This window comes from Caballeronia glebae (assembly GCF_001545035.1).
GTDB lineage: Bacteria > Pseudomonadota > Gammaproteobacteria > Burkholderiales > Burkholderiaceae > Caballeronia > Caballeronia glebae.
Window position 1 is genome coordinate 1 of record NZ_FCOJ02000032.1, and the last position, 17690, is coordinate 17690.

The window sequence follows — 17690 nt, forward strand, 5'->3', positions numbered from 1 at the left end:
CGCCACGACGATTGCACTGCCCGCGATCGCGCTCGCCCAGAACGCCTTCGACGGCCGCTCGTGGGAGAGCCATGCGGCATAGATGGCGACGCACAGCGGCTGCAGGCCGTTCACGACCGCGCCGTGCGATGCGGGCACGGTTTTCATCGCCCAGGCCGAAAACACCGGAAACGCGACGATGACGCCGAGCGCGACCACCGCGAGGCTCTTCACTTGCGCCCAGGTCGGCAGCTTTTCGCGACGCCACGCGAGCAGGGCGGCGGCGGGAATGGCCGCGACGAGCGCGCGTCCGAGGCCGTTCAGGATCGGATTCACCTCCGCAACGACGATGCGCGTCATCGGCAGCGTCAGGCTGAAAATGACGACGCCGATCAGGCCGAGCAACATGCCTTCGGTTTCGCGGGTCTTCATCGTGCGGTGTCTCCTCGTTGCCTTGTTGAACCGGCGCGCGGGCGTCAGTCGGGGGTATCGGATTCTTCGGGCGTGTCCGCCTTCTTCGTGCGACGGCGCTTCGCTGCCTGCTGCGCTTCTTCCTCGCGCGCCTGCGCCTGTTCCGCCGATTCGCCGAGCGTGAGCGTCGAGCCATCGGGCAGATCGAACTGCGCGACGAGCACCGGCGCGCCCGCTGTTTGCTCGACGTGCGTCAGATGCGCCGCGCCGAGCCACGCGAGTTGCTCCGAGACGGCCTGCGCGTGCGGATGGAAACCCGTCAGCGTGCGCAGCGCGACGCCCGTTTCCGGCAGCGAGCCGCTCGGATGGCGCGGCGTGTCCCACTGGATCAGCGAGGGCAGCACGCCGTCGCCGGCGTTCTGCCATGCGGGAAACGCGCCGTCGTCGGGCACGGTCAGGCCCCATGTATTGCCGGCGCGCGACATCGCCGCGACGGGCGCAATGCGCTCCGGATACTGCTCACGCCAGCGCACAAGCGACTTCGGCCGGTCCACGCGCGCGACCCAGTGCACGAGCTGCGGGCCGTGCGCTTCGAGACGATGCCGCATCGCCGGATCGTCGAGCGCGAAAAGGCGCGGCCGCGGTGCTTCGGCGCTCGCTGCCGACGGGTCCACCGCGATGACTTCGAGATACGCGCCGCCCCACAGATTCAGCAGCCGGTTGTGCGTGCGCATCAGCGGATGCGCGCCGCCGGGCGTTGTCTCCACGCCGAATTTCGCGGCGACGAACTGCGCGCCTTCTTCCAGCGTGCGTGCGGCGATCACGAGGTGGTCGAGTTTCAGGCGATGGTCGGTCATGGCGGGCAAAGCGAAAAAGGGCCGATAGCATAACGCTTTCAGACTCGCGCACCGCCAGCCCGAAAGCAAAATGTAGCCGGTCACACCGTAACAGTAACGGTACAATCCGGCCAATACTATTCGGTACAGTTTTTTACCGCGCAGCAGTGCGCTCGCCGAAGGCCGGAGGCCCGCATGTCCGTTCCGCTCGACCAGATTCCCGCCCCGCACGACGCCGCGCAGCTCACGCTCGTCGATCAACTGGTGCAATGGGGCCGCCGCCGTATCGACGAACGCGTGTTTCGTCCGGGCATGCGCATGCCGTCGATCCGCAAGCTCGCGCTCGACAAGGGCGTGTCGCGCTTTACCGTCGTCGAGGCGTACGAGCGGCTCGTCGCGCACGGCTATCTCGATTCGCGGCGCGGCTCGGGCTTTTACGTGCGCGAGCGCGTCGCGCCGGCGCTCGTCGCGAAAGGCGAGACGCCCGCCGTCGCGGTGGAGCGCGAGCCGGTGCAGAACACCATCGACGTGGTCTGGCTGCTGCGCAACATGCTGCATACGTCCAGTCCGGAAAAGGGGCCGGGCCTCGGCTATTTGCCGGGCCGCTGGCTCGATGGCGAACTGATCACCAACGCGCTGCGCTCGCTGTCGCGGCAGAGCGGCGCGCAGATGCTCGGTTTCGGCACGCCGCAAGGTTTTCTGCCGCTGCGCCAGCAATTGCAGACGCGGCTCGCGGAACTGGAGATCGGCGCATCGGCGGCGCGTCAGATCGTGCTCGTGTCGGGCATCACGCAGGCGATCGACCTGATCTCGCGTCTCTATGTGAAGCCAGGCGATGCGGTGATCGTCGGCGATCCGGCGTGGTTCCAGATGTTCGGCCGCTTCGCTTCGCAGGGCGCGCGGCTCGTCGGCATGCCGTACACGCCCGACGGCCCCGATCTCGATGCGCTGGAGGTGCTCGTCGCGACCTGGCGGCCGAAGATGCTGATCATCAATTCGGTGCTGCAGAACCCGACCGGCACGTCGCTGACGGCCGCGCAGGCGTATCGCATTCTTCAGCTCGCGCAAGAGTACGACTTCATCGTCGTGGAGGACGATGTCTACGGCGATCTGTGTCCCGCCGGCTTTCCGGCGACCCGCCTCGCATCGCTCGATCAGCTCAAGCGCGTGATCTTTCTCGGCAGCTTTTCGAAGACGCTCGCGGCGAATCTGCGCGTCGGGTATATCGCCGCGGCGCCGGAAGTCGCGAAGGCGCTCGCCGACCAGAAAATGCTCGTCGGCATGACGAGCCCGGAACTCAACGAGCGCGTCGTCTACAAGGTGCTGACGGAAGGGCACTACCGGCGTCACGTCGAGCGGTTGCGCGCGCGGCTCGACGGCGTGCGCGACAAGACCGCGCGGATGCTGGAAAAGACCGGCTTGAGACTCTTCGCTTCGCCGGCCGCGGCGGGCATGTTTCTTTGGGCGGATGCGGGCGTCGATTCCGATGGACTCGCGGCAGCCGGACACGAAGCGGGCTTTCTGCTGACGCCCGGCAGCTTGTTTTCGCCGCATCAGTCGCCGACGACGTGGATGCGCTTCAACATCGCCAATTGCGGCGATCCGGCGTTGCCCGCGATGCTTTCCAGCTATCTTGAAAAGGCCGCGCGGCGCAGCGCCTAGCGGCGGCGTCCCGGCAGATTGCGGCGCTCGGCGGGCGCACGGATAAAATCCGCGAGCACCGCTTCATACAGCGCGAGCGCGCCGGGCGTGTGCCGGTAACGGTGCTCGTACAGGCGGCTTTGCCCGTCGCAGAACTTGAGCGCGAAATAATCCGCGAGAAGATTGCCTTGCGCTTCCATGTTGTAATCGCAGAGGCGCCGGCCATCGGCGAGGGTGTACGCATACGGCAAGCCGATGCGCAGCGCGCCGCGCAGCCGCACCGGATAACCGAGCTGGAACTGCCATACATGCGTCATTTCGTGAATGAACCACATGCGATCGGCGAGGTCGCAGGCGGAGAAGTCGTCCTGAAAACAGCCGCGCGGAAAATAGAGGTTGCCGTTCGGCGCCATCGCCGTGCGACGCGGTTGCAGGCCGAACGGAAGATAGGCGCACGCGTGGACCTTGACCGTCGCGTAGTCGATCGCATCGCCGAAAACGAGCCTGGCCATCTGCGCTTCGTCGCGAGAAAGAGGCCGGGCGTGGCGATCGAGATTGCGCAGAAAGGGCATTGCGGTGGCGCTCGGAGCCGGTCGTTCGGAAGGACGCATCTTAGCGGAGCGCGCCGGCTCTTGAAAAATATCCGGCCGCCCTTATATCGGACGAATTAGCGCGTGGCCCACGCGCAACGCACATCGACATCAACATAAGAGGAACCGACCATGGCGCAAGAAACCATGAGCTTTCAGGCAGAAGTGAAGCAGCTTCTGCATCTGATGATCCATTCGCTGTACAGCAACAAGGAAATTTTCCTGCGCGAGCTGATCTCCAACGCATCCGATGCCGCGGACAAGCTGCGCTTCGAAGCCCTCGAAAACAGCGCGCTGTACGAAAACGATCCGGATCTGCGCATCCGCGTGTCGTTCGATAAAGCCGCGCGCACCGTCACTATCGACGACAACGGCATCGGCATGAGCCGCGACGAGGCCATCTCGCATCTCGGCACGATCGCGCGTTCCGGCACCAAGGAATTCTTCTCGAAGCTCTCGGGCGACCAGCAGAAAGACGCGGCGCTCATCGGCCAGTTCGGCGTCGGCTTTTATTCTGGCTTCATCGTCGCGGACAAGATCACGGTCGAGACGCGCCGCGCGGGCTTGCCGGCGAACGAGGGCGTGCGCTGGACGAGCGCGGGCGAGGGCGAATTCGATGTCGAGGACATCGAGCGCGCGCAACGCGGCACGACCATCACGCTGCATCTGCGCGCCGACGAGGACGAGTTCCTCTCCACGCACCGTCTCAAGTCGATCATCCAGAAGTATTCGGATCACGTCGCGCTGCCCATCCTCATGAAGAAGGAAGAATGGGACACCGAGAAGGGCGAGATGGTCGTGAAGGACGAGGACGAGACCGTCAATCAGGCGAGCGCGCTCTGGACACGTCCGAAGAACGACATCAGCGACGAGCAGTACAAGCAGTTCTATCAGCACGTTTCGCACGATCACGACGATCCGCTCGCGTGGACGCATAACCGTGTCGAAGGCCGCAGCGAGTACACGCAATTGCTGTATGTGCCGAAGCACGCGCCGTTCGATCTGTGGAACCGCGAGCATCGCGGCGGGCCGAAGCTCTACGTGAAGCGCGTGTTCATCATGGACGACGCCGAGCAACTGCTGCCGGCGTATCTGCGTTTCATTAAGGGCGTGGTCGATTCGGCCGATCTGCCGCTCAACGTATCGCGCGAAATCTTGCAGGAAAGCCGCGACGTGAAGGCGATTCGCGAAGGCGTGACCAAGCGCGTGCTGTCGATGCTCGAAGAGATCGCGACGTCCTCCGCCGAAGCCACGGAAGACGCCGACAAGCAAAAGTACGCCACGTTCTGGAAGGAGTTCGGTCAGGTGCTGAAGGAAGGCATCGGCGAGGACTTCGGCAATCGCGAGCGCATCGCGAAGCTGGTGCGTTTCGCATCGACGCACAACGACACCGACGAGCAGAACGTGTCGCTCGCGGATTACGTCGCGCGCATGAAGCCCGAGCAGACGAAGATCTACTACGTCACCGCCGATAGCTGGCAGGCCGCGAAGAACAGCCCGCATCTCGAAGTGTTCCGCAAGAAGGGCGTCGAAGTGCTGCTGCTGACCGATCGCGTCGACGAGTGGATGCTGTCGTTCCTGAATGAGTTCGATGGCAAGCCGTTGCAAAGCGTCGCGCGCGGCGATCTCGATCTCGGCGCGCTCGACGACGAGGAAAAGCAGCAACAGGAGAAGGTCGGCGAGGAAATGAAGCCGCTCGTCGAGAAGATGAAAGAAGCGCTCGAAGGCAAGGCGAAGGACGTGCGTCTCACGTTCCGTCTCACCGATTCGCCGAGCTGCCTCGTCGCCGACGAAGGCGACATGAGCGGTTATCTGCAACGCATGCTGAAGGCGGCGGGTCAGAATGCGCCGCAAGCGGAGCCGATTCTGGAAGTGAATCCGGAGCATCCGCTCGTGAAGGCGTTGCAGACCGACAACGCGAATTTCGCCGACTGGTGCCATCTGCTGTTCGATCAGGCATTGCTCGCGGAAGGCGGCGCGCTGGAGGATCCGGCGAGCTTCGTGAAGCGCACGAACGCGTTGTTGCTCGCGCGATAGGTCTGCGTTAGTGGTTCGGAGGAACGCGGGGCCGGGAAACCATGACCGCCCCGCGTGATTCGCCATCGTCAAACATCAAGATTAGCCGGGCGCGCGGAGTGTTGGCTGCGCGCGCCGTCTCCTTCAAAGCGCCGCGAGCGCGGCGCATATCGAATCGACCACGGGCGACCAGTCGCCCAGCGTGTATTGCCTGAACAGGCGCGCGGTTGGATACCACGGACTATCGGTGCGCCCCGTCATCCAACGCCAGTCGGCTTGCGCCGGCAGCATGATCCAGACGGGCCTGCCGAGCGCGCCCGCCAGATGCGCCACGGACGTGTCGACGCTGATGACGAGATCCAGCGATTCGATCGCGGCGGCGGTCGCATCGTAGCTGTCGAGTCGCGTCTCCAGACGGTTGATCGGCCAGCGTCGGGCGCATGCGTCGAGTTGCGACGCGGCCGCGCCTGTTTGCAGCGAGAACCACGCGAGGCCTGGAATGTCTGCAAGAGGCAGAAGGGCGTCGAGCGGAATCGATCTCAGGCGGTCGAGTTTGTGCGCGGGATTGCCGGCCCACACGAGGCCGATCTTGCGGCGCGTTCCCGCTGCCTGATGGATTCGGTCTCGCCATTGCCCGGATAGACGTGCATCGGCCGAAAGATACGGCACGACCGCTGGAATCGCTTCATTCTGAAGTCGATGAGGCACGCTCATCACCGGACAGAAGAAGTCGTATCCGTCGCGCGGCATGTCCGTGATCGCGCGTCGGACACCTTCGGCGCGCGCCAGGAGCGGGGCAAGCTCGACGCTCGCCCAGAAATCGACGGTCGCCCCCAGGCGGCGCAGCACGGCGGCGTAACGGACAAACTGCAATTGATCGCCCGCGCCCTGCTCGCGCGTGAGGACGATGCGCTTGCCATCGAGCGGCTCACCGCGCCATTCCGGAATGGCGAGGGGCGCATAGCCGCCGGACGTTCCGAAGGCTATGCGGTGTTCGTACAATGCCCAACCGGCGCGCCAGTCCCCGCGCCTTAGTTTCGACATGCCGAGCAGATGATTCGTGAGGGCGTGTTCCGGCTTGAGTTCGATGGCGTGTTGCAGATGTTCGTCCGCTTCGTCGTATCGCTCCAGGCAGGTCAGCACATATGCGGTGTTGTGAAGCAGCGCGTGGTTGCGCGGGTCGAGTTCGAGCGCGCGCCGATACAGGTGCAGCGCCTCGTCGAAGCGCAGTTCCGAGCCGAGCGACCGGGCCAGACCGAACAACGCAGGGACGATATCCGGTTTCTGCTTCAGCACTTGCGCGAAGAGATTTTGCGCGTCGCTCGAACGCCCGAGCGCATGCAGTGTCCGCCCGCGGCCGAGCAGCGCGCGCGGGTCGTCCGGTGCCAGGCGCGCAGCCCGCTCGAAGCCGGCCAGCGCGTCCTGCGCCTGCCCGAGTTCGTTGCGCAACTCAGCGACCGACAAAGCCGCCTCCAGCAGATCGGGTGCGAGCGCGAGCGCGCGCTCGAAGTGCGGGATCGCATCTTCGCGTCTGCCGGCGTCGCGCATTGCGTTGCCGAGGTTGCAATGCGGTCGCGGATTCCCCGGCGAGCAGCGGATGGCTTCCCGGAAGTAGTGCGCCGCGCCTTCGAGATCACGCAGCATTAGCGCGGCGATGCCGCGTTCGTTGAGGCAGTCCGCGTGGTCGGGCGCAAGCGCGAGCGCGGCGTCCAGGCGTTCGATCGCGCGCTCGGGAGTGGCCTGCTGCACATGCAGCCGTCCGAGCGCCACGAACAGTTCGGCATCGCGCGGCGGCTCGCTCAGGCTGGCGAGAAACGCGCGTTCCGCGTCGTCGAACGTTACAGCGTGGCCGGATTTGCGCACGGCATCGGCCGGCGGCCTGGAGAGAATGTCTGTCATTGCAATGGCGGAAGAAAGGAATGGCGTGCTCGCGTCCGTGGTGTCGGGAGTGTTGGAGTCGAGGCGGATACGCAATTAGCTATGCTTAAGAAGCTTCCCATGATGCGAATGTAAATCTGATGTGTCTACGTGTTATTTCCTATTTGATGTGTCATTTGAGCGCGACCTTATAATCGCCGCCATGCTCACGCCCAACGATCCCATCGATGCGCACTGGCGCGTCGTCCCGCTTCCCTCGCTTTCGGATGCCCAAAAGGACTGGCTCACGCGCGGCGGCTCGCTCACCGCGCATCTGCGCACGCTGGGCGCGGTGACGGTCGAGGTCACGCGCGAAGCCGTCGATACGCCCTGGCGCGATGAATCGAAAGCGCTCGACGTCACGCCGCGCACGCCGGTTTGGGTGCGCGAAGTCGCGTTGAAAGTGGATGGCGTGCCGTTCGTGGTCGCGCATAGCATCGTGCCGCTTTCGCACAGCACGGGCGCGTGGCAATCGATGCGCCGTCTGCGCACGCGTCCGCTCGCCGAACTGCTTTACAGCGACAGCAGCGTATCGCGTTCGGCGCTCGTCAGCCGGAGAATCACCGCGCGGCATCCGCTGCATCGGCTCGCATCCATGCAAACGAACGAGCAACCGCACGCGCTCGTCGCGCGCCGTTCCGTGTTCAAGCGTCACGGCGCGCCGCTGATGGTCACCGAATGCATGCTCGATGCGCTCTGGACCCGGCTCACCGTATCGGACGGCAAGAAGCGTCATCGGGAACATGTGCGTTCGTACGATCATCTGAGCTCGCACGCGAAGCGGGTCGTGCACGGCGAGGCGAAATGAAGCCCGACGCGAAACTGGCAGGATTCGCGCCCGTCGGCGACGAAGCGACGCACACGCTCATCCTCGGCAGTTTTCCGGGCGTCGCATCGCTCGCGGCGACGCAGTACTACGCGCATCCGCGCAATCAGTTCTGGCGGCTCGTCGGCGCGGCGATCGGCGAGGACCTCCACGCGCTCGCCTACGACGAGCGGCTCGCGCGGCTGGTCACGCATGGCATCGGTCTATGGGACGTGCTCGCCGCGTGCGAGCGCGAAGGCAGTCTCGACACGGCGATCCGCAACGCATCGCCCAATGACTTCGCCGTGTTTCGCACGCGCTTTCCGAAGCTGCGCACGGTGTGCTTCAACGGCAAGACTTCGGGCAAGTTCGCGCCCGTCCTGAGCGCGGCGGGCTACGCGACGCTCGTGCTGCCGTCGTCGAGCGCGGCCAATGCTATCCTCTCGTTCGATCAAAAATTGCGCATCTGGCGCGACATTCTCACCACACAATGACGAAACTCATCAAGCGCGCGTCGGCTGAAGCCCGCGCGTTCGGCAATAAAAAAGACCACGGCAAATCGAAACGCAAGCGCGAGGACGACGATCGCGACGATCGCGACGACCTCGCGAACGCCCCGCGCATCGATGCGCCGCGCAAGCCGCGTTTCGCGCCCGTGACGTTCTCGGAAGAGGGCGGCGTGCGCTATCTGCACTTCGGCACCGAATGGGTGCAAGGCGCGATGCGTCTTAAGAAGCCCGATTACATCGAACTCGAATACGCGCAGCAGATGATGGCGTGGCTGCTTTTCGTCGAAACGCCCGAACGTATCGTGCAGCTCGGGCTCGGCGCGGCCGCGCTTACGAAGTTCTGTTATCGCTTTTTGAAGCGCGCGAAAGTGGAGGCCGTCGAGCTAAATCCGGCCGTCGTGATCGCCGCGCGCGCGATGTTCGAGCTGCCCTACGACGACGCGCGCCTCACCGTCACCGAGGGCGACGCGTGGGAGTTCGTCAACGATCGCGCGAATCACGGCACGATCGGCGCGTTGCAGATCGATATCTACGACGCCACCGCGCGCGGTCCCGTGCTCGACAGCGTGTCGTTTTATCGGGCGTGCCGCGCGTGTCTCACGCCCGAGGCGGGCATCGTCACGATCAACCTGTTCGGCGACCATCCGAGTTTCGTGCGCAATATGCGACATCTGAACGAAGCGTTCGATCGTCGCGTGATCGCGCTGCCCGAAGTGCACGACGGCAATCGCGTCGCGCTCGCGTTCGCCGGTCCCGCGCTCGACGTGCCGTTCGCCGCGCTGGAGAGCCGCGCGAAGCTCATCGAAGCGCAACTCGGCCTGCCCGCGCGCAAGTGGGTGAAGGGTCTCGCCGAAAGCGCCGGCGTCGCGGCGAGCGGTTCGTTCTCGATCTGACCGCGAATGCTTCGGGCCGGAACGCGCGTTCCGGCCCTTTCGCATTCGGCAGGGAAATCAGCGGAATCTGAATAGTCGGGATTCTCCCTGATGTGAGCGCTATTTATCGGTCCATATACTTCCTCTGTTATTTCGGGGCGCTTTCAGCGGCATGTCTACCCGACGACCGGCATCCCGCCGGGCTCGCGATAACGAAGCGAAACAAAACAAGAGGAGACCGTTCATGGCTCACGAAGCTACGACCGGCACCGGACAACCGCGCAATAAGCACTGGCTTTGGCTTCTGATCCTTCCGTGGATCGGTGTGGTATGGGTGCCGTTTTACAACAAGATCGAGCCCGTTCTCTGGGGCTTTCCGTATTTCTACTGGTATCAGCTTCTCTGGGTGCTGATCAGCGCGGTCATCACCGCCATCGTCTACAAGAAGACGAAGGCGTTGCCCTCGGGACGAAAGAACGGAGGTGCGCGATGATGAATACCACCGCGACATTCGTTTTCGTACTCTTCTTCGTCGGCGTCACGATTCTCGGCTTCATCGCCGCGCACTGGCGTCGCGGCGATCTCGCCCAGCTCGACGAATGGGGTCTCGGCGGACGCCGTTTCGGCACCATCGTCACGTGGTTCCTGCTCGGCGGCGATCTTTACACCGCCTATACGTTCGTCGCCGTGCCGGCGCTCGTATTCGGCGCGGGCGCGACGGGCTTCTTCGCGTTGCCCTACACCATCCTCATCTATCCGTTCGCGTTCGTCGTGTTCCCGAAGCTGTGGAGCATCGCGAAGCGTCACGGCTACGTGACCGCCGCCGACTTCGTGCACGCGCGCTACAACAGCCGCATGCTCGCGCTCGCCGTCGCGCTGACCGGGATCGTCGCGACGATGCCGTACATCGCGCTGCAGCTCGTCGGCATCGAAGTGGTGATCGGCGCGCTCGGCTTCTCGACGCAGGGCTTCCTCGGCGATCTGCCGCTCATCATCGCGTTCGCGATTCTCGCCGCGTACACGTACACGTCGGGCCTGCGCGCGCCGGCGATGATCGCCGTGGTGAAGGACGTGCTGATCTACATCACGATCATCGCCGCGATGATCGTGATTCCGGCGCAGCTCGGCGGCTTCGGCCATATCTTCAGCACGGTGCCGCCCGAGAAGCTGCTTCTGAAAGCGCCCGATGCCGCGAGCCTGAACGGTTACAGCGCATACGCGACGCTCGCGGTCGGCTCGGCGCTCGCGCTCTTCCTGTACCCGCACTCGGTAACGGCGATTCTGTCGTCGAACTCGGGCAACACGATCCGCCGCAACATGGCGTTGCTGCCGGCGTACTCGCTCGTGCTCGGCCTGCTCGCGCTGCTCGGCTACATGGCGCTCGCCTCGGGCGTGAAGGACATGCCGGAATACGCGTCGTACTTCAAGGCTTACGGCGCGAACTTCGCCGTGCCGGCGCTGTTCCTGCACTACTTCCCGTCGTGGTTCGTGGGCGTGGCGTTCGCGGCCATCGGCATCGGCGCGCTGGTGCCGGCGGCGATCATGTCGATCGCGGCTGCGAACCTGTACACGCGCAACGTGCATCGCGAGTTCGTCAATAAGTCGATGACGCCGGAGCAGGAGACCAACGTCGCCAAGCTGGTTTCGCTGATCGTGAAGGTGGGCGCGGTCGTGTTCATCCTCGCGCTGCCGCTGACCTACGCGATCCAGCTGCAATTGCTCGGCGGCATCTGGATCATTCAGACGCTGCCCGCGCTCGTGCTCGGCCTCTATACGCGCGTGCTCGATCACCGCGGCCTCCTGATCGGCTGGGCGGTGGGCATCGGCGTCGGCACGTGGATGGCCGTGTCGCTGCAACTGAAGGGCTCGATCTATCCGCTGCATCTGTTCGGCTATGTCGTGCCGGGCTACGCGGCGGTGTGGGCGCTGATCGTGAACCTGGTCGTCGCGATCGTCGTGAGCCTGCTCGTGCGCGTGCTGGGGCTCAAGCGCTCGGAAGATCGCACGCGTCCGGAAGACTATCTGGATATCGTGGAAGGCTGATTCCGAACGATCGCGCACGCGCCCGGCGCGGCGCGCGAAAAGCTGGTAAAACGCCCGTAACAGGCTTCTCGCCGTTACGGGCGTTTTGATTTTTCCGACAGCCTTTGTGTGCGGGCGGGAGTTTCATCCACGTGAGCGAACCATGCTTTCTCCGAGATCGACGTCACTCAGGCGCGGCCGTTTCTCACGCCTGTTTCACGGGATCGCGTCGCCGTACTTCCGCTACCGGCACGCGAACCTGATTCACGGGCTGCGCGTCGGCCTCGCCGTGGCGATGTCGATCGCCGTCACGACGGGCATCGACATGCCGCACGGCATCTGGGCGACGGTGTCGGTGCTCGTGGTGGTGGGCGGCTTGCAGCACTACGGCAACATCCGCAAGAAGGCCGCCGAGCGCGCCATCGGAACCATGCTCGGCGCGGGGTTCGGCCTCGTTCTGATCATGGCGGAGACGCTGACCGGTTCGCAGATGGTGTTTTTCGTGCTGATGTGCCTGGTCGCGGGCGCCTGCGCGTACTACGCCATCGGCAAGCCGGGCTATGTCGCGCTGCTCACGGCGATCACGATGGTCATCGTCTCGGGCCACGGCGACCTGCCGCTTTCCACCGGTTTGTGGCGCACGGCCAATGTCATGATCGGCGTGGTGATCGCGCTCGCGTTCTCGTTCGTGCTGCCGCAATACGCGACCTACTCGTGGCGCTACCGTCTCGCCGACAATTTGCGCGAATGCGCGAAGATCTACGGCGCGTTGCTGGATGGCACGCCGCTCGTCGCCGAGGATTCCGCGCGCCGCATGTACGCGATGAGCCAGCGGCTCGTGCAGGCGCGCGCGCTGATGGAGTCGGTCGCGAAGGAAACCAGTGTGCCGATGGCACGGCTGGAAGAGATTCAGCGTCTGCACCGCTCGATTCTCGCGGCGCTGGAAATGCTGGTGACGTCGATGCCGGAAGTCGCGAGCGCAACGCCCAGCCGCTTCGCAATCGCATGTTCGCCGGGCGAGTACGCGGTGCGCCGGCAGCTCCTGCAGATGGCGCGTGCGTTGCGCTTCGGGCGCGTCGGCTTGCTGTACCGCGCGATGGATTCTTCGGGTGCGCCGCAAGCGCGCGTCGCCGGCGATGTGAACGCGACGACGCAGGGCATGCACTGGCTCGCGATGCGCTTCGTCGAGCAGGTGGATCGCTTGCGGCTGCGTCTGTCGGAAATCGAGCGGCAGTGGAATATCGAAGGCGCGCGGCCGCTCAAACCGTGACACGATGAAGCTCAGGCGGCCTGCGCCTCGCCTTCGCGCAACACGTTGATGAGCCACGGCACGCCGAAACGATCCGTGAGCATGCCGAAACCTTGTGTCCAGAACGTCGATTGCCACGGCGTGAGCACGCTGCCGCCCTCGGCGAGCAGGTTGAACGCGCGCTCGCCGGATTGCGCGTCGTCCGCGGTGATCGACATCGTGAAGCCCGCGTAGCTTTTGTGCGGCTGACCATGCTGGCCGTCGGACACCATGATCGCGCGATCGCCGACGAAGAACACGCCGTGCATGATCTTGTCCGCCCAGTCGGGCGGGACGTTGCTGCCGTCCGGTGCATCGCGAAAGCGCAGCAGCGTCGCGATCTGCGCCCCGAACGCCGCCTGATAAAGTTCGAGCGCGGCGGCGCAATCGCCGTGGTAGAAAATGTAGGTATCCAGTTGCATGACCGAATGACTCCGTGCAGATGAAGCGGGCAAGCCGCTAACGCACGGAAGTCTATTGCAAGGAAATCACGCGCTGAATCGGAAAAGGTCAAATTACGTCGAGAATCGGCGAAATAGAAAAAACCGCGAATCGCGCCAGTGTTTCGGCGCGATTCGCGGTTTTTTTCAGGCTCGCGTTATTGCAGCGCGGTGATCAGCTTTTCCAGCTTGATCGCATCGGCGGCGAATGCGCGAATGCCTTCCGCGAGCTTTTCCGTCGCCATTGCGTCGTCGTTGACGAGGAAGCGGAAAGTCGGTTCGTCCACGGCGATCTTCTCCACGTTCTCGTTCTTCGCGTTCTCCGGCGAGAGCTTGCGCTCGACCCGGTCGTTGCTGTCGGCGAGTTTCTTGAGCAGATCCGGGCTGATTGTGAGCAGGTCGCAGCCCGCCAGTTCGGTGATCTGGCTTACCGTACGGAAGCTCGCGCCCATGACCTCGGTCTTGTAGCCGAACTTCTTGTAGTACGCGTAGATATGACGCACCGACTTCACGCCCGGATCGTTCGCGCCGCCGTTTTTCACCTCGTCCCACTCCGGGCCGGCAGCTTTCTTGTACCAGTCGTAAATGCGGCCGACGAACGGCGAGATCAGTTGCGCGCCCGCCTCGGCGCACGCGACCGCCTGCGCAAGAGAGAAGAGCAGCGTCATGTTGCAGTGGAGGCCTTCCTTCTGCAGCACTTCGGCCGCGCGGATGCCTTCCCACGTCGACGCCAGCTTGATCAGCACGCGATCGCGGCTGATGCCCGCGTTCTCGTACAGCTTGATGATCTGGTGCGCGCGGTCGATGGACCCCTTCGTGTCGAACGACAGGCGTGCGTCGACTTCGGTCGACACGCGCCCCGGGACGATCTTGAGAATTTCGGTGCCGAACGCGACGAGCAGATTGTCGATGATCTGCGGCATCGGCTTCTTCGCGTGCTCCTTGACGGTCTTTTCGAGCAGCGGCTTGTAGTCGTCCTTCTGGACGGCCTTCAGGATCAGCGACGGATTGGTCGTGGCGTCCTGCGGCTTGAATGCGATGAATTGCTGGAAGTCGCCCGTGTCGGCGACGACGGTCGTGTATTGCTTGAGCTGGTCGAGAGCGGATGTCATGTCGAGTCTCAGACGCGTTGCGTCTTGTCAAATTGCGGTAGCTAACCCGCGGATTGCCATGATTGCGACGCCGCGCGGCGACTTCGTTCGCGCGACGCGCCCCTATATCAGTCTCCCATTCTAGTCCCGAGCGCGGCGAACGCGCTGATACCGTTGCCGCACCCACGCGGCGCGCCGGAATTCGACCGCGACCGGCTGCCGGAAATCGGGGTCGATTCCGCCATTGTAGGCCGCGTCAGGGGCGCCTGGCGTTGAGCACGACATGTGTCGCGACGCCCGCGATCAATCCCCAGAACGCCGAGCCGATCGACAGCAGCGTAAGGCCCGATGCCGTCACCATGAACGTGACGAGCGCGGGCTCGCGCTGGCGCGGGTCCTGCATCGCGTTGGTGAGGCCGCTCATGATCGAGCCGAACAGCGCGAGCGCGGCCACGGACACAACCAGCTGCTTCGGAAACGCCGCGAACAACGCCGCGATGGTCGCGCCGAACGTGCCCGCGATCAGATAGAAAATGCCGCACCAGACGGCCGCCGTGTAGCGCTTGTCGCGATTCTCGTGCGCTTCGCGGCCCGTGCAGATCGCGGCGGTGATGGCGGCGAGATTCACGCCGTGCGAGCCGAACGGCGCGAGCACGAGCGACGCGATGCCGGTGGTCGAGATGAGCGGGGCGGAAGGCGTCGTGTAGCCGTCGGCGCGCAGCACCGCAATGCCCGGCACGTTCTGCGAGGCCATCGCGACGACGAAAAGCGGAATGCCGATGCTGATCGCCGATGCGATCGAGAACGCGGGCATCGTGAAGACGGGATGCGCGAGCGCGACGTGAAAGCGCGAAAAGTCGAGCAGCCCGAGCGCGCCCGCGACCGCGACGCCGACCAGGAGCGTCGCCGGAATCGCGTAGCGCGGCACGAAGCGCTTGCCGGCGAGATACGTGAAGAACATCGCGATGACGAGTCCCGTGCGCTGCTCGGCCGCGCGAAAGATCTCGATGCCGATCTCGAACAGGATGCCCGCGAGCAGCGCGGCGGCGATGCCCGACGGAATGCGCTTCATCAGCGTGTCGAACCAGCCGGTCAGGCCGACGGCCGTCAGAAGCACCGCGCAGACGATGAATGCGCCGATGGCATCGGCGTAGGCGACGTTCGGCAGCGAGGAGACGAGCAGCGCCGCGCCCGGCGTCGACCACGCGACGACGATCGGCGCGCGATAGCGCAGCGAAAGACCGATCGTGCAAACGGCCATGCCCATCGAAAGCGCCCAGATCCACGAGGAGATCTGCGCGTCGGAGAGATGCGCGGCCTGGCCTGCCTGAAACATCAGCACGAGCGAACTAGTGTAGCCGGTCATCATCGCGACGAAACCGGCGACGACGGTCGATACCGACGAGTCAAAAAAGGGGCGCAGCGCAACGGGCGCCGAAGACGAGGCTTTCATGCTTGCGGTTCGGGTTCTTTAGACGCGTTACTTCGACAGGGCGCGCATCGCGGTTTCGAGGCCGGCCATCGTGAGCGGGTACATGCGATTGCCGAGCACGTTGCGGATCGCGGCGATCGACTGCCGATATTCCCACAGCCGCTCGGGTTCGGGATTGAGCCACGCGTGGTGCGGGAACTGATCGGCCAGGCGGCGCAACCACACCGCGCCCGCCTCGGCGTTGTTGTATTCGACGGAGCCGCCCGGCTGCAGCACTTCGTAGGGACTCATGGTGGCGTCGCCGACGAAGATCAGCTTGTAGTCGGGCGTGAACTTGTGCAGCACGTCGAAAGTCGGCGTGCGCTCGGCGTGACGGCGGCGGTTGTGCTTCCACAGATAGTCGTACACGCAGTTGTGGAAGTAATAGAACTCCAGGTGCTTGAACTCCGCCTTCGCCGCCGAGAAAAGCTCTTCGACGCGCTTGATGTGATCGTCCATCGAGCCGCCGACATCGAGCAGCATCAACACTTTTACGTTGTTGTGGCGCTCCGGCACCATCTTGATGTCGAGCCAGCCCGCGTTGGCGGCGGTGCTGCGGATCGTGTCGGGCAGATCGAGTTCTTCCGCGGCGCCTTCGCGGGCGAAGCGCCGCAGGCGACGCAGCGCGACCTTGATGTTGCGCGTGCCGATTTCGACCTGATCGTCGTAATCCTTGTACGCGCGCTCGTCCCACACTTTCACGGCGGTGCGATTGCCCGACGATTCCCCGCCGACACGAATGCCTTCCGGGTTATAACCGCCGTGCCCGAACGGCGACGTGCCGCCCGTGCCGATCCATTTGTTGCCGCCTTCGTGACGCTCCTTCTGTTCGTCCATCAGTTCCTTCAGGCGGTCCATGAGCTTGTCGAGGCCGCCGAGCGCCTCGATGCGCTTTTTCTCTTCCGCCGTGAATTCGCGATCCAGCCGCTTCTTGAGCCAGTCGAGCGGAATGTCGAAAGCTTCGTCGGGAAGCTGCGTCACGCCGTGAAAATACGCGCCGAACGCGCGATCGAACTTGTCAAAGTACTTCTCGTCCTTCACGAGCGTCATGCGGGCGAGGAAGTAGAACTCGTCGAGCGACGGCGAAATCACCTGCGCCTTCAGCCCTTCGAGCAAGGTCAGATATTCCTTCACCGAAACGGGCAGCTTCGCGTCGCGCAGCGAGTAGAAGAAGTCGATCAGCATGGCGCGCTCTCCAACATGACGGGGCTTTAACGGTCGAGCCGGAAATTCAGATTGGCGCGCACCGCCGGCCACTCCGACTGGATGATCGAAAACACGACGGTGTCGCGCAGCACGCCGTCCCGGCCGATCCCATGATTGCGCAGAATGCCGTCCTGCTTCGCGCCGAGCCGCGCGATGGCCGAGCGCGACGCGTGGTTCATGAAATGCGTGCGGAACTCGACGGCGATGGCATTTAGCTTGTCGAACGCGTGCGCGAGCAGCAGCAACTTGGCTTCGGTGTTAAGCGCGGTCTTTTGCACGCGTTTCGCGTACCACGTATGGCCGATTTCCAGCCGCCGGTTCGCTTCGTCCACGTTGAAGTAGCGCGTCGAGCCGACGATGTCGCCGCTCTTCGCATCGATGACGGCGAACGGTTGCGCCCCGAGCCGGTCACGCATGTCGAGCGCGGTGTCGATATAAGCGCGTGTCTTGTCGGGCGAAGGCACGAAGGTGTACCAGAGCTTCCACAATTCGCCATCGCTCGCGGCGGCCGTGAGGGCCTGTTCGTGCTCGGGCGTGAGCGGCACGAGCTTGACGTGCTCGCCTTCCAACGTGACGGGTTCGATCCAGCGGCTCAT

At 64.2% G+C, this 17690-nt stretch carries 17 protein-coding genes; 8 read left to right on the top strand and 9 right to left on the bottom strand.

Annotated features, from left to right (window positions below; translation table 11 throughout):
• Both AWB82_RS21185 and AWB82_RS21190 read right to left on the bottom strand, forming a co-directional pair.
• Nucleotides 1-411 (bottom strand): DMT family transporter (locus AWB82_RS21185; protein ID WP_143756798.1); only part of this gene is annotated, 411 nt, incomplete at its 3' end.
• 44 nt (nt 412-455) lie between these two features.
• Nucleotides 456-1247 (bottom strand): VOC family protein, encoded by a 792-nt coding sequence (locus AWB82_RS21190; protein WP_086970826.1) that lies wholly within the window; start codon nt 1245-1247, stop codon nt 456-458.
• A 174-nt stretch (nt 1248-1421) separates the two neighbouring features.
• Between AWB82_RS21190 and AWB82_RS21195 the strand changes: the two genes are divergently transcribed.
• A complete protein-coding gene (locus tag AWB82_RS21195) occupies nt 1422-2888 on the top strand; it encodes an aminotransferase-like domain-containing protein (protein WP_086970703.1) in 1467 nt (488 codons plus the stop codon).
• Here AWB82_RS21195 and AWB82_RS21200 read toward each other — a convergent pair.
• A complete protein-coding gene (locus AWB82_RS21200) occupies nt 2885-3379 on the bottom strand; it encodes a Rhs element Vgr protein (protein WP_235023387.1) in 495 nt (164 codons plus the stop codon). The genes AWB82_RS21195 and AWB82_RS21200 overlap by 4 nt on opposite strands.
• 210 nt (nt 3380-3589) lie before the next feature.
• On the opposite strand from AWB82_RS21200, the gene htpG reads away from it, so the two are divergent.
• The gene (gene htpG, locus AWB82_RS21205) at nt 3590-5494 is read left to right on the top strand and encodes a molecular chaperone HtpG (RefSeq protein WP_086970707.1); all 1905 of its coding nucleotides are present in this window, start codon (nt 3590-3592) and stop codon (nt 5492-5494) included.
• A 123-nt stretch (nt 5495-5617) separates the two neighbouring features.
• On the opposite strand, the gene AWB82_RS21210 is transcribed toward htpG, so the two are convergent.
• The gene (locus tag AWB82_RS21210) at nt 5618-7372 is read right to left on the bottom strand and encodes a tetratricopeptide repeat protein (RefSeq protein WP_086970709.1); all 1755 of its coding nucleotides are present in this window, start codon (nt 7370-7372) and stop codon (nt 5618-5620) included.
• A 181-nt stretch (nt 7373-7553) separates the two neighbouring features.
• Between AWB82_RS21210 and AWB82_RS21215 the strand changes: the two genes are divergently transcribed.
• The 6 genes from AWB82_RS21215 to AWB82_RS21240 all read left to right on the top strand — a co-directional run bounded on the left by AWB82_RS21215 (nt 7554) and on the right by AWB82_RS21240 (nt 12868).
• Nucleotides 7554-8198, top strand: coding sequence for a chorismate--pyruvate lyase family protein (locus AWB82_RS21215; protein WP_086970711.1), 645 nt, complete (start codon nt 7554-7556; stop codon nt 8196-8198).
• A complete protein-coding gene (locus tag AWB82_RS21220; protein ID WP_086970713.1) occupies nt 8195-8689 on the top strand; it encodes a DNA-deoxyinosine glycosylase in 495 nt (164 codons plus the stop codon). The genes AWB82_RS21215 and AWB82_RS21220 overlap by 4 nt, the downstream gene beginning before the upstream one ends.
• A complete protein-coding gene (locus AWB82_RS21225; protein WP_086970715.1) occupies nt 8686-9597 on the top strand; it encodes a class I SAM-dependent methyltransferase in 912 nt (303 codons plus the stop codon). The genes AWB82_RS21220 and AWB82_RS21225 overlap by 4 nt, the downstream gene beginning before the upstream one ends.
• A gap of 223 nt (nt 9598-9820) precedes the next feature.
• Nucleotides 9821-10069, top strand: coding sequence for a DUF3311 domain-containing protein (locus AWB82_RS21230; RefSeq protein WP_086970717.1), 249 nt, complete (start codon nt 9821-9823; stop codon nt 10067-10069).
• The gene (mctP, locus tag AWB82_RS21235) at nt 10069-11619 is read left to right on the top strand and encodes a monocarboxylate uptake permease MctP (protein WP_086970828.1); all 1551 of its coding nucleotides are present in this window, start codon (nt 10069-10071) and stop codon (nt 11617-11619) included. The genes AWB82_RS21230 and mctP overlap by 1 nt, the downstream gene beginning before the upstream one ends.
• 142 nt (nt 11620-11761) lie before the next feature.
• Nucleotides 11762-12868 (top strand): FUSC family protein, encoded by a 1107-nt coding sequence (locus tag AWB82_RS21240; RefSeq protein WP_086970719.1) that lies wholly within the window; start codon nt 11762-11764, stop codon nt 12866-12868.
• An 11-nt stretch (nt 12869-12879) separates the two neighbouring features.
• Here AWB82_RS21240 and AWB82_RS21245 read toward each other — a convergent pair whose 3' ends face one another.
• From AWB82_RS21245 to AWB82_RS21265, 5 genes are all read right to left on the bottom strand, one after another.
• On the bottom strand, nt 12880-13308 hold the full coding sequence (locus AWB82_RS21245) for a VOC family protein (RefSeq protein ID WP_086970721.1): 429 nt from the start codon (nt 13306-13308) through the stop codon (nt 12880-12882).
• Nucleotides 13309-13484: 176 nt separating this feature from the next.
• Entirely contained in the window at nt 13485-14438 is a 954-nt protein-coding gene (gene tal / locus AWB82_RS21250) for a transaldolase (RefSeq protein WP_086970722.1), read from the bottom strand.
• Between the two features lie 235 nt (nt 14439-14673).
• Complete coding sequence (locus AWB82_RS21255; protein WP_086970725.1) at nt 14674-15870, bottom strand: benzoate/H(+) symporter BenE family transporter; 1197 nt, start codon at nt 15868-15870, stop codon at nt 14674-14676.
• 27 nt (nt 15871-15897) lie between these two features.
• Nucleotides 15898-17073 carry a vWA domain-containing protein gene (locus AWB82_RS21260; protein ID WP_086970727.1) on the bottom strand — a complete coding sequence of 392 codons (1176 nt, stop codon included), beginning with the start codon at nt 17071-17073 and terminating at the stop codon, nt 15898-15900.
• A 26-nt stretch (nt 17074-17099) separates the two neighbouring features.
• Nucleotides 17100-17690, bottom strand: coding sequence for a GNAT family N-acetyltransferase (locus tag AWB82_RS21265; RefSeq protein ID WP_086970729.1), 591 nt, complete (start codon nt 17688-17690; stop codon nt 17100-17102).

Excerpts from the sequence above, each read along its gene's own strand:
- AWB82_RS21210 (WP_086970709.1), bottom strand. The coding sequence starts at position 7,372 with ATGACAGACATTCTCTCCAGGCCGCCGGCCGATGCCGTGCGCAAATCC.
- htpG (WP_086970707.1), top strand. The coding sequence starts at position 3,590 with ATGGCGCAAGAAACCATGAGCTTTCAGGCAGAAGTGAAGCAGCTTCTG.
- AWB82_RS21195 (WP_086970703.1), top strand. The coding sequence starts at position 1,422 with ATGTCCGTTCCGCTCGACCAGATTCCCGCCCCGCACGACGCCGCGCAG.
- AWB82_RS21215 (WP_086970711.1), top strand. The coding sequence starts at position 7,554 with ATGCTCACGCCCAACGATCCCATCGATGCGCACTGGCGCGTCGTCCCG.
- AWB82_RS21225 (WP_086970715.1), top strand. The coding sequence starts at position 8,686 with ATGACGAAACTCATCAAGCGCGCGTCGGCTGAAGCCCGCGCGTTCGGC.
- AWB82_RS21240 (WP_086970719.1), top strand. The coding sequence starts at position 11,762 with ATGCTTTCTCCGAGATCGACGTCACTCAGGCGCGGCCGTTTCTCACGC.
- AWB82_RS21245 (WP_086970721.1), bottom strand. The coding sequence starts at position 13,308 with ATGCAACTGGATACCTACATTTTCTACCACGGCGATTGCGCCGCCGCG.
- AWB82_RS21230 (WP_086970717.1), top strand. The coding sequence starts at position 9,821 with ATGGCTCACGAAGCTACGACCGGCACCGGACAACCGCGCAATAAGCAC.
- AWB82_RS21260 (WP_086970727.1), bottom strand. The coding sequence starts at position 17,073 with ATGCTGATCGACTTCTTCTACTCGCTGCGCGACGCGAAGCTGCCCGTT.
- mctP (WP_086970828.1), top strand. The coding sequence starts at position 10,069 with ATGAATACCACCGCGACATTCGTTTTCGTACTCTTCTTCGTCGGCGTC.
- AWB82_RS21265 (WP_086970729.1), bottom strand. The coding sequence starts at position 17,690 with ATGAGCCGCTGGATCGAACCCGTCACGTTGGAAGGCGAGCACGTCAAG.
- AWB82_RS21220 (WP_086970713.1), top strand. The coding sequence starts at position 8,195 with ATGAAGCCCGACGCGAAACTGGCAGGATTCGCGCCCGTCGGCGACGAA.
- AWB82_RS21200 (WP_235023387.1), bottom strand. The coding sequence starts at position 3,379 with ATGGCCAGGCTCGTTTTCGGCGATGCGATCGACTACGCGACGGTCAAG.
- AWB82_RS21190 (WP_086970826.1), bottom strand. The coding sequence starts at position 1,247 with ATGACCGACCATCGCCTGAAACTCGACCACCTCGTGATCGCCGCACGC.
- tal (WP_086970722.1), bottom strand. The coding sequence starts at position 14,438 with ATGACATCCGCTCTCGACCAGCTCAAGCAATACACGACCGTCGTCGCC.
- AWB82_RS21255 (WP_086970725.1), bottom strand. The coding sequence starts at position 15,870 with ATGAAAGCCTCGTCTTCGGCGCCCGTTGCGCTGCGCCCCTTTTTTGAC.